The organism is Brasilonema octagenarum UFV-OR1 (assembly GCF_963888615.1).
Taxonomy (GTDB): Bacteria; Cyanobacteriota; Cyanobacteriia; order Cyanobacteriales; family Nostocaceae; genus Brasilonema; species Brasilonema sennae.
On the sequence record NZ_CAWPKW010000321.1, the window covers coordinates 1 to 11,119 of the forward strand.

The following is an 11,119-nucleotide window of genomic DNA, read 5'->3' on the forward strand; positions in this document are numbered from 1 at the left end:
AGTCCGTTTTAACGGACTTGGACTTTGAGCCAAGAAATTTATTTCTTGGCGGACGAAAAGTATGGTACAAGATCTGAGTATACGCATCCTGTCACTCTACTTTATATGTTGTGTTTTACAGTTACTTTTACAAACTAAATTCTGCTGCATTATCATCCAAATCTGCATCTTTACCCTTAACAGTCGGTTTAAAGTTAGCACCATGAATGAGTTGAGCAAAAGAAAGATTTGAATTTTGATAAAGAAGATTCAATACACTCAGGAAATCCCGTACAATTTCCCCTGGTGTCAGCAAAGCTTCTGCACCCAAACGCTTAACAATTTCTTGTACAAAATCCTTCAAATCACTATTTTTGAAATTCTTCTCATAACCAAAGTTGATAGCATGGATTTCTGTTAATCTTTGCAAAAGCGTCAGGATTTCTGCTTCTGTTAGCGGGTTAAGCCGCATGACTGGTCCCATATATTCCTGGACACCGGCTTGAGTGACAAAACGGCTTTCTTTTGTCCGTCTTCGCCAAGCAGCATCTGCAAAAAGACCTCGATTTGGGTCTTCTAAAAATCTTGTGGTACCACCAAGAAAAATGCCAAGATGTTCTGCTTTACACTGCATAATATCATTAAACATCCCTAGCAATCTGTTATAGTTTTTTTCCCGTGTCACTGTTGGAGATATCTGGTATAGAAGCGCAGCTTCATCTAGCAAAATTAAAAGACCTTTATAGCCAATCTCCGCAACAAATTTAGCAATGAGTTTAATGTAATCATACCAACTTTCATCGTCAATAATAACACGTACTCCCAAGGCGGCTTTTGCTTCAGTTTTGGTGGAAAATTCTCCCCGCAACCATCGCAGTGCTGCATTTTTCAAATCATCATCATCCAAGCGATAGCCGCGCCAGTAAGCAACAATAACACTACCAAAATCAAATCCGTGAACTAAGTCTTCTATATATTGAACGACTTCTCTGATTTTTTCTTCAACTCGATCATCAAAACCTTCGTCATTGGGACGCATCCCGGTTTGTTTGGCAACTTCTTGTTGAATTTTATTAATCCATCCTTCTAAAATGGAAACCAATGCACCACCATCAGGACGAGTTTTTGTAGTAAGATGCCTCATTAGTTCTCGATACGTTGCTAACCCTTCGTTGTTGCTTCCTGCTAATCGGCGTTCCCAGCATAAGTCAGCATCAGCTACGACAAAACCTTGCTCCATACCACGGTTGCGAAGCAATTGTAGCATGAAGCTTTTGCCGGAACCGTAATTACCAATGACGAAGCGAAATGCTGCTACCCCTTCTGCTATGTCATCAAGATTTTGTGATAGGGTTTTAAATTCTTGTTCCCGCCCTACTGCTATGTGTTCTAATCCGACTCTAGGTACGACTCCCGCACCTAGAGAATTTATCAACGCAGTGGATACTTTTTTTGAGATTTTGAGCTTTGTCATGTAAATTAATGCACCTCACTTTTCTTGTTCCTAGGAAGCAGGTGGAAAAGCATTGAGTGGGCGTCTCCTCTGTTGCAATTTACCAAATATGTAACCTAGGTGAAAGTATTTATAGCTGAAATATGGAAGAATATTGTACTGAATTTTAGTTGAGTGAGGTTTCTTCAGTCATTTTATATTCATACATGGCAAGTATGTTTTTGACGTTTGTTTTATATTCCTCATAAATTTGTGGCGTTTCTGAACTCGAATCTATTATCAATTCACCAATAGTATCATTAGCAAGTTCATTTATTGAATCAATTAGTAGATTTGGCATTGTAATATTTTCTTCAGCTATCTTTTTAATGACAGGATAAGGGTTGTCTTGCTCTAGGATAGCTTTTAATACCCGAATTTCATAACCCTGTAGCTGTTCGCTAAATTTCCTCCATTCTTCGGGAACATTTTCTGATACAGTGGTAGTATTTTTTGGCTCTAAGGATTCTAGTAATTCAGAAAAAGGAAATAAATCTTCGTCCTCTTCCTGTTCGTTTTCATTAAATTTTTCTTGAGTTGTCAGGGTTTCAATTTGGTGGAGAAGTTCCCAAACTTGGCTTTGCAATTGGTCACGTTCTTCCTGCAACAATGTAACTTGCCCGAGTAAGTGTTGTAGTTGAGTTTGTTGTTCTGTTAATTCGGTTTGCAAAGCATTCAGGCTTACTTCTATATGTTCTTTCTCAGTTTTTCTCTCTAACATGAGTTGCTTTTGCTGGTTTTCTTGGATTTCAACCTCTTGTATTTGGACTCGCAACTCGTATAATTTTTCTTCTAGTTGAGGCTTAAGCCGATTCAGCAGAATTAAGCTGTTTTCTGATTCTTGCTTTTGCTGCTGAAGTTCGCTGATTTGAGCTTGCAGTTGAATAATTTCAGAACGTGCTATGTTAGAGTTTAATTCTAAACGCCGTTTTTCAGCGGTTAATGTCGAAAAGGTATTATTAAGTTCTACTTTTGATTCCTCAATTGCGCTAAGTTCATTTTGTAAATAGTTTATTTTTGCTTGTAACTGTTTTTTTTCTATTATATAAACGCCTATATCTCTATTAAGAGTATCTCTCTGGTTACGTCGTTCTATAACTTGATTTTGTAAATTGCTTGACTCTGCATGCAGTAAAGCGTTATGCGCTTCAAGTTGGTTAACTTCTGTGACAATGCGAGACTTTAGTCCCTCAAGATCTCTAATTCGCCTCTGTAGAGAATCTAAAATCAGCATTTCATAATTTCTTTTGCGCTTGTCTACAAATAAAGCTGATAGATACGTAGCAGGTACAGTCACTAAACCTGTGAGAAAAGCTTTATTAAAATCCCAGCTAAGGACGAGACTAAGACCAAAACTCACGCCAAAGGCAACTATACCTATAATAAGTCGATTACTCACGATCGCTGATTGCATATTGCTTGTTTTTAACATAGCCAAATCATTCTAAATATTTTTTCACTTAAGGAGTCTCACATTGTCGCCTTTCAAGCTATAGGTGTTATTATTTTTAACATTAGAGTCGAGAAAACGGAAAAATTAAAAACGAAATGTCTTTCTTTTATGATTCTGTGTTTGCTGCATGATGGGTTGAACTAGACACAGTCAACTCTGCTTTTAAGAAATCAACAAATTGTCTTGCTGTTCTTCCAGAACGACCATTATGGCGAGTTGCCCATAGTAAAGCTTGACGTTCCAAATCTTCTTGACTCATATCAATTTCAGCTTGTGCCGCAAGATGCCGGATAATTTGTAAGTAAGTTTTCTGATCAGCACCTTCAAAGGTCAAGGTTAAACCAAAGCGATCGCTAAAAGATAGCTTCTCTTGCATGGTATCCCATGCATGAACTTCGTCGTTGTCTCTGGGAGATGGTCTATCTGCAAAAAACTCTCGAATTAAGTGGCGGCGGTTAGATGTTGCATAGACTACAATGTTTTGAGAACGTGCGGTTAAATTGCCTTCCAAAACCACTTTGAGTGCTTTGAAAGCATCATCATCTTCTTCAAAAGACAAGTCATCAACAAAGATGATAAACTTTTGTGGCACACTTCGTAACTGTTCCACAATTTTTGGTAAGTCTTTCAAGTCAGATTTGGCTACTTCCAGTAAGCGTAAATTGGAATTGCCATACTCATTCAGTAAAGCTTTCACCAAAGAAGATTTTCCCGAACCGCGACTACCGTAAAGCAAGACGTGCAGCGCCACCTGTCCTGATAATAAAAACTCTGTGTTTTTCAACAATGCTTCTTTTTGCGACTCGTAACCCACAAGTTGATTTAACTCAATTGGATCACAATAGCGTATTGGGATAAACTCCCCACCTTGCCAACGCGCAGCTTTATACTCTGCAAATAAACCTGTACCAAACTGGCGATAATACGCTGCCAATTCTTTCACAGCATCAGCCCAATTTTCCAGCTGTTGTAACTTCTCTATAAGTGGAAATTCGTGAACTCTTGCGACTCGATTTTGCTCTACATACCATACGACTGGTGAAACGCTTAAATGAGCTACTTCTTGCACCCACTGACTCAAAATAGCGCTGCCACACTCATCAAGACTTTGCAACGCTCGTAAATCATGCTCAGCTGCTGCGACTAAAGCTGGAGGAAGACTTTCAAATTCTTGTTGTTGAGCAAGTTGAGTAAAAGGATTATCTGCTCTGAGAATTTGAGTAATCAGATATTCCTCCCAGTTTTGATGTTTAGCAGCCAAGCACCTGAAGTAATTGCCGTATGCTTGGAGACAACCTTGTCCATCGGCATCAGTGTAGCGTATTGCTTGCAATAGGTCAAGATATGCCCTCCCGACTTCACTTTGGAGGACCGATTGGTAGAGTAAGAGGGATGCAGCTTCGCGCTGGAGGAATTGAACTTTTGTGTTCGCTTGATTATCCATTTATCAAAAGAGTGATATAGCTTAATAGCTATGGTAAATTGTCTGCTGATGGTTGCAGCAAAATCAAAATCTACATAGGTTTTTAATAATGACTTTAGGTATTGTTACAGCTCTTGCCTACGGCGTTGTGGCTCTGGTTGGTGGCATCATCGGCTACCGTAAAGCGAATAGCAAAGTTTCTCTTATCAGTGGTGGTATCAGTGGCTTACTACTGATTATTGCTGCTTTTGTCCAGTTCCAAGGACAAACTTGGGGTTTGACGTTAGCAGCTGCGATCACCGCTGTTTTAGTCATAACTTTTGGAATTAGACTAGTGAAAACACGCAAGTTTATGCCTGCGGGAGTCATGGCTATTTTGGGTTTGGTAGCATTAGCGATGATGGTCAATCAGATGGTAGCGTAAGCGTCTAAGTTATAACCAGTATTGGTTTTTGACGTTGTGCACTATATTTCTAGATCAAAAAAGAGCGATATCGCTATTCAGGCAGGGGAGCATTTTTAGGATGCTCTCCTGCATAGTAAACAACTACTTTCTGCTGTTGAGCGTCAGGGACATAAAATCCCCTATCTCCCTTGGTGACTTCGTATTCCCATGCACCCTTATAGCGTTTGCCTTTCAATGGAAAAACGCGCCCAGGTTTCCTAGTCATAGGGGCGGTAGATAAATCCTCATAACAACGAGTAGCATTTTCCGGCGCACGCGACAGTAATAATTCCCAGTCTCGATTCACCCGTCGATTCTTTGCCACCACTAGCCAGTGTGGCACTGTTGCTATTTCAGCGGCTTTAGACGGCTCTGCATGTGGGTTTTCTTCAATTTCTTTAGCAGATGTAGATGTAGATATATCTGTTTGCGGTTTGGAGAGTGGTTCTTCTGGCGGCACTACATTAGAAGAAAAAGTAGTAAATGTCACACATAGTTGGGTCATCTGGCTCACTACCCAATCACGCTAGTAGTCGGTGGAGTCAATGACACCTCGTCGTCATCGTCACTGAAAGCTTTCTCCAGTTCTGGACTACTAATTGCAATAGCACTTTCGTGCCACTCATGTATCACGATATCGAGCGAGTTCCAATTACCAGTATCAGAACCTACACTACATGCATTAATTATCTCTGCGACCAGTTCATTTAACTCTTCGGCCTCAAACGCTTTCATCCATCTATATTCGTGGTCGGAAGCAATCTCTTTTCCCTGGCTCAATTGATAAGCAATATTAAGAATCTTAACTACAGTTTTGGTCATAGCGGCTGCTTTAATATACCCCGCCATTTCATCTCGCCGCAGCAGTGCAAAGGCATGCTCGTTGCGAGTGATAGTCACTGGATGCTTTAAAGCTATATCCAAAACGCGACCAGGCTGGCGATTCAACTCAGTCGCACTAATCAACTCATCACTGTAAATACCATCTTTACCGCTGATAACCATAGAATAAGGACTTGCTTTGCAAACTCGGAGCTATACGTAATATTATACGTACTAAGTTTTATAAATCAGCCCAAGTGCTTGGCTTTCTTCCGAAAGAAAATTTTCGGAAACTTAGGTTGACCAAGCTGTTTGCGCCATTCTTCCATGTCGGTGTAGAACACAGGAGTCAAGTAGAGAGTCAAAATCTGAGAGAACACCAATCCGCCAACAATTGCAATCTCCGGGACGTTGGCAAGTTTGCTTTCTGGTGGATGATGAATGCAAGTGGTTGCTGTTTTTGTGATAAGAGTGATGAGCGTTCTTTGTTTTTTAACCGAAAGTCTCAGTTGTATATATTGGGAGTTTCGTGAGGGGTTGAGGACGGGGAAGGTGGCTATTACGCCTTTGGGTGAAAAGGAAGATTATATTTGTCTGGACTTGTGTGCGACTCGTCATAGCATCAATACGAAAGACCAGATTTGTTGTGAGGGGAAGAAGAAGACGAAGGCGCGGTTGAAGCGGAGTCCGGATGCGGAGGCGGTTGTGATTGCTTTGGAGAATTTGATGCAGTTAAGTGCTGTGTGTTCTCATGTTGTTGGTGCGGATGGGTTGGAGTCGCAAGGTGTTGGTGAGGTGGCTTTGTTGCATCAGCTGTTTGATGGGGGTTGAGGTTGAGAAGCGGGTGAAATATTCTTGTGCTAAATAATTACTATATATTGAGTAGAAGATAGTATTGACAAATTCACGTATCAAGTTATTCATAGTTGCTTTATAAACACGTTCTAAAGTGCTAGTTTTTATGAAGATTTTGTGTGGTGCTAGCCACACAAATTTCTCCAGCAAAAATTTAAGGTAATAATGTATGTACCTTATAGAAATCTAAGATTTTCTAGTTCTCAGAGTTTACAGAAAACAATTCAATAAAACAATTCAATCTAGAAAGAAGAAATCTATAAGCATAAAAACTCAAGTGTATTGACAGTAAAGAAATGTTGCGAGTAAACGTGAAAGTTCTGCAACTTTTCTGATTTAGGTTTTACTTGAGTTCAGCTTATTAACTGAGTTCTACTTGTGAATGAGTAGGACTATCTTTTGAACACTGGTATGTGCATTTTAAATGTAGGTGTGTCCCATGGTGTACTCTATTGTGTTTTGTCAAACGACTTGGTTGAAAATTATCAATATTAAAGTTATAAGTCTGGCTTTAAACGTAGTTCAAAGGGTTAATAGATAACTCTTCCTAAAAATTTGTACATTCTATCTATAAGTAGTACCAACGTACGAACTAAGTGTTTTCTAGTTTAAGACCTAAAAGCCGTAGATGATTATGGAGAGTGTGGCAATGGTTAAAGGATAGAAGATAGAAGTGCCTTTTATCTTACTTAGCTTTGTTGAGTTATAGACAGCTAGAATTAGGCGCTTTTCCAGAAATGATTTTGGAATTTTGCCCAAAAATCTCTTTTTTGAAGTTGCGTTGTAGACAGAAAAGGTCACAAAAAATTAATCCTTGTTTTTGATTCCAAATTACTTAACTTTCGGTGATACGAGCTTTTCTGTTGAGCCTGATAGTTGTAGTAAGTGGATTAAATTTTCAAAAATTTTCAATCTTTATTTCATTTGGCTACCCGATGATTGGAAGGAGCAAGCGACAATGTTACAGAAGACAAATATTGAAATAACATCTCGCAGTTGTTCAATTCGTGGTGGGATAGCAGAGCCTTTTAAGATGGCTTATACCGCAGCCACCGTATTGGTAACGATTGCAAGTACCATATCCTGGTTCACTAGAGAAGCTGTTGCGAGTGACTTCATAGGAACTATGCAACAGACTCAGCAAACTCTCTGTACTGCTGCATCTGTTAACAAAGTTGCTAACTCTTTGACTGAGAGTGTTTTAGGTGTAATTGAAGGCACACCTCCTAAAGCCACTACCGCTGCTCCGTTTATTACTTGGATAAAAGAGGCAGGTGGTGAGTTTTTGATCGATTGGGCGTTGGCTAAGGCTCTGAAAAAATATCCTGATATAAGCGGTGTACCTAGACCACAAGGACCTTTTCGGTTGCTATCAAAAGCAGAGTATGCTAAAGCTAGAAGCTTAGCAAACACAACTAATCGAAATATACGTAAAGACATACGCAGAATTAACCCGTCGTCACTTGATAAAAAAGTAATGGGGACGAAGATGGAAATTCATGAGATTCACCCAATTAAGTTTGGTGGAAGTCCTACTGATCTGAATAATAAAATAATAATACCAGAGAAAGTGCATACTGAATTAACTAATTGGTGGAATGAGGTTCAAAATTTGGTAGAAAAATCTTGTATTTAAAAAGGGATTGTGTTTTTGCTGTTATAAGCGATTTTCTGATACATTTTGTTGGCGTTGCTGAATTTTGTCATGAATTATAAATGTAACTTTTTTGTAACATGTAAAAAAACTGTAGAGACGTTACATATAAAGTCTCTACACATAGATTCATATTTTGGTTCAGCAACGCCAATGTGTTTATACCACAGGGTTTGAGCTATATCTGTGGTCTGCTACAAATTTACGTGTTACGTTTACTCTTGCAAGATTGATTGCAACCTTGTTCAGTACATTATTTTCTCCGGGCACATTTCTCAATCGCGTACTTGCTATAATCTTTTGCTCGGTTTTCAGCATTAACTCGACCTTCCTAAGAAGAAGAAGGGGGATACATAGCAAAGTATAAGTCAATTACAGCGGTTAAATTGGTTTTTCATTAACTCAAGCAGACAATAAAACCCTTTGTTTATTCAGGAGAAAATCATTACATTTCGTCATTCTGAGCCTCCTAATTTTAGAAACTTATAGCTTCAAAATCTCTGATAAATTTTGTAGGGCGCTCACGCTAGTGTAAACGTCAATGTAAAGTTTTTTCATTATTTACGTAAATTCTGCGTCCAACCTCAGATTAATCTATAAATGTTCAAATTAGGAGCTTAACTTTCAGGTAGTTGCAATCAAATTGATCCTGCATACTCAAGTCGTCATGGCTGTATTAAGTAATACTTTGCGTCAATAAATAAGCTACAAGAATAGAGTAGGTAATTTATGCCTCGGATTCGCTTTGTTATCTTTGCCATCATCAGCTTCATTGTTGCCCTAGTAGCTTCTTTCTTCACTCCAAGCACGTTGTTATCCGCTCGTGTGGTGGCGACAACTCCGTCCGCTATACAAATTGAAGCTGGTTATGATGACACACACAAGGCACTTGACTTTCTGTCTCAAAAACTTTCAAAGCCATCCATCCTAGACAGCACTCTTTCTGTTTCCAATTCAACCTACTTAACTCAAAATCCCAATGAATCTAATTTTGATCCGTGTAAATCTGAATCATACAAACGATTATTGCAATTGAGCAGACCTAATGGTCTTCCTCGCGAAGTACAAACTGCTCTTACAGGTGCAAAAGCTGAGCTACAGCCAATCGCCGACGGTTCAGGGGAATATATTTATGACGAGTATAAAATCACATTCAATAGGATGCCCCAAGGAGTGACGCCGGAAAGTTTTCTTGGCGAAATGCTAAGAGATCTTAATGGAACAGTCAGTAACCCACGCTTCGACGAGATTAATGAGTTTAAACGCCGACGCAGTGAGGCTCCCAAGCTTGGAGATATCATAGATATCGACATTTATGGACCAGATAACGGCAGCGTCGTACTAAGCGACCGTAGTGACTCAAATTTCGTGTTTAGCACTATTAAAACACCTAAAACTGGTTCCCATCCAGAATATGGTTCGCGCGAGTTTGGATTTGAACGAAATCCTGATGAAAGTGTCACTTTTTACACTAGAGGAGCATCAAGACCACAAGATCGGCTGAGTCGCAAGGTAGGAGATCCCTTGCAAGAAGATAGCTGGACGAGTTTGATGTCCGGAATTAGTACTGCTATCTATAAAAGAGGTGGTAAAACCCGTAGAGAATCATTTAGAAAATTTATAAAAACCCAGCAAAACCCACCTAATTGTGACAAGACACCAAATCAATCAAATAGACCCAATGGACAATTGAAACAAGGGAAGAGTTATGGTGATCCTCACTTGATAACCTTTGATGGATTAAGCTACAGCTTTCAGACAGTTGGAGAATTCATCGTTGTTAAATCTAACGATGGTAAATTTGAAGTTCAAGTACGTCATGCGCCTGTCAATTCATCACTCTCACTGAATAGTGCTGTAGCCATGAAAGTGGGTAGTGACCGTGTGGCATTTTATTCAAAAGAGTTTCCTGACTCTAATACCAGCACTCCTCTAAGAATTAATGGCAAACCAACTGTCATTCAAGGTGATTCTCTATCACTACCAGGTGGTAACACTATAGCTAAAAGTGGTGATACCTATGTAGTCAATTTCTCTACAGGTGAGAAAGTTGTAGTAGACACAGCCCAAGTTGGAGGTAATTTCTATTTCAACGTCTCACCTTTCGTGTTGGATTCACAACCTGAGCGCTATAGTGGTTTACTCGGTAATGTCAATGGTAATCCCAAGGATGACCAAAAAATTCGTGGTGGGGGTGTTTTATCTTCAAAATCAACTTATGGGGATGTAAAGCAGGTGTTAAACCTAGTCGGAGTTGGGCAACTTCCTGTTTCCTTAAATGCAGCCGAAAAACTTTATTTTGACCAACTTTACAAGGATTTTGCCAATAGTTGGCGCATTAGTCAAAAAGAGTCACTGTTTGATTATTTGCCTAATAAGACCACAGAGAATTATACAGATCGCAAATTCCCAGACAAATATCTCAAACTAGAAATGTTGTCTTCAGAACAGGTAAAAAAAGCGCGTTCTGCATGTGAAGCGGCGAAGGTTACTCAAGATATGATGGAGGGGTGTATTTTTGATGTTGGATTCACAGGATTTTCTGAGTTTGCTCGCGCTACAGCGGAAATCAATAGCTACGTAGAAACCCTTAACACACTTTTCCCTGGTTTAAACATTCCTACATCCCAACGAGTCATTGATAACACAATAGAGCGGGTTAAACCTAAAGTTTGCGCACCTATTGTAGGTTGCTTATAAAGACCTTTCGGAGCGATCTTCCTAGTGTATCTTCTGCTCAGATGCTATGCGTATATCTACGGCACACTCTGCGTTTACGCGTAGTGTGTGCATAATTACGCTCAGCAATTCTAAATCTACAGTGATTGGTGAGTCCCTGAGTCCTTACGGACACGTGTTCGTCGCATTGCCAATCGCATCATATTTCCATCTTTCGCTTTTGTACACTCTGCCGTCAATAGTATTTTGATTCATCCGTCTTGCTTTGGTCAACTCAATGTTGCTTCCCAGATGTTTTACCCGTTGCATCACCAACC

10 protein-coding genes are annotated in these 11,119 nt (G+C 39.6%); 4 read left to right on the plus strand and 6 right to left on the minus strand.

The window, feature by feature from the left end:
* Positions 1-127: 127 nt before the first annotated feature.
* From AC5590_RS28585 to AC5590_RS28595, 3 genes are all read right to left on the minus strand, one after another.
* Positions 128-1,453 (minus strand): ATP-binding protein, encoded by a 1,326-nt coding sequence (locus AC5590_RS28585; protein ID WP_169266697.1) that lies wholly within the window; start codon positions 1,451-1,453, stop codon positions 128-130.
* Between the two features lie 145 nt (positions 1,454-1,598).
* Complete coding sequence (locus AC5590_RS28590) at positions 1,599-2,903, minus strand: tellurite resistance TerB C-terminal domain-containing protein (protein WP_498824177.1); 1,305 nt, start codon at positions 2,901-2,903, stop codon at positions 1,599-1,601.
* Between the two features lie 127 nt (positions 2,904-3,030).
* Positions 3,031-4,368 carry an ATP-binding protein gene (locus AC5590_RS28595; protein WP_169266699.1) on the minus strand — a complete coding sequence of 446 codons (1,338 nt, stop codon included), beginning with the start codon at positions 4,366-4,368 and terminating at the stop codon, positions 3,031-3,033.
* Between the two features lie 88 nt (positions 4,369-4,456).
* Between AC5590_RS28595 and AC5590_RS28600 the strand changes: the two genes are divergently transcribed.
* Positions 4,457-4,771 carry a TMEM14 family protein gene (locus AC5590_RS28600; RefSeq protein ID WP_169266700.1) on the plus strand — a complete coding sequence of 105 codons (315 nt, stop codon included), beginning with the start codon at positions 4,457-4,459 and terminating at the stop codon, positions 4,769-4,771.
* 73 nt (positions 4,772-4,844) lie between these two features.
* On the opposite strand, the gene AC5590_RS28605 is transcribed toward AC5590_RS28600, so the two are convergent.
* A complete protein-coding gene (locus AC5590_RS28605) occupies positions 4,845-5,297 on the minus strand; it encodes a hypothetical protein (RefSeq protein WP_169266701.1) in 453 nt (150 codons plus the stop codon).
* 8 nt (positions 5,298-5,305) lie between these two features.
* On the minus strand, positions 5,306-5,797 hold the full coding sequence (locus tag AC5590_RS28610) for a hypothetical protein (RefSeq protein ID WP_169266702.1): 492 nt from the start codon (positions 5,795-5,797) through the stop codon (positions 5,306-5,308).
* Between the two features lie 369 nt (positions 5,798-6,166).
* Between AC5590_RS28610 and AC5590_RS28615 the strand changes: the two genes are divergently transcribed.
* From AC5590_RS28615 to AC5590_RS28625, 3 genes are all read left to right on the plus strand, one after another.
* A complete protein-coding gene (locus tag AC5590_RS28615) occupies positions 6,167-6,445 on the plus strand; it encodes a hypothetical protein (protein WP_169266703.1) in 279 nt (92 codons plus the stop codon).
* An 844-nt stretch (positions 6,446-7,289) separates the two neighbouring features.
* A complete protein-coding gene (locus AC5590_RS28620; protein ID WP_169266704.1) occupies positions 7,290-8,105 on the plus strand; it encodes a hypothetical protein in 816 nt (271 codons plus the stop codon).
* Positions 8,106-8,852: 747 nt separating this feature from the next.
* Positions 8,853-10,823 (plus strand): VWD domain-containing protein, encoded by a 1,971-nt coding sequence (locus AC5590_RS28625; protein WP_169266705.1) that lies wholly within the window; start codon positions 8,853-8,855, stop codon positions 10,821-10,823.
* Positions 10,824-10,967: 144 nt separating this feature from the next.
* Here AC5590_RS28625 and AC5590_RS28630 read toward each other — a convergent pair whose 3' ends face one another.
* Positions 10,968-11,111: a hypothetical protein gene (locus AC5590_RS28630; RefSeq protein ID WP_169266706.1), complete on the minus strand. Its 144-nt coding sequence runs from the start codon at positions 11,109-11,111 to the stop codon at positions 10,968-10,970.
* Between the last annotated feature and the right edge of the window lie 8 nt (positions 11,112-11,119).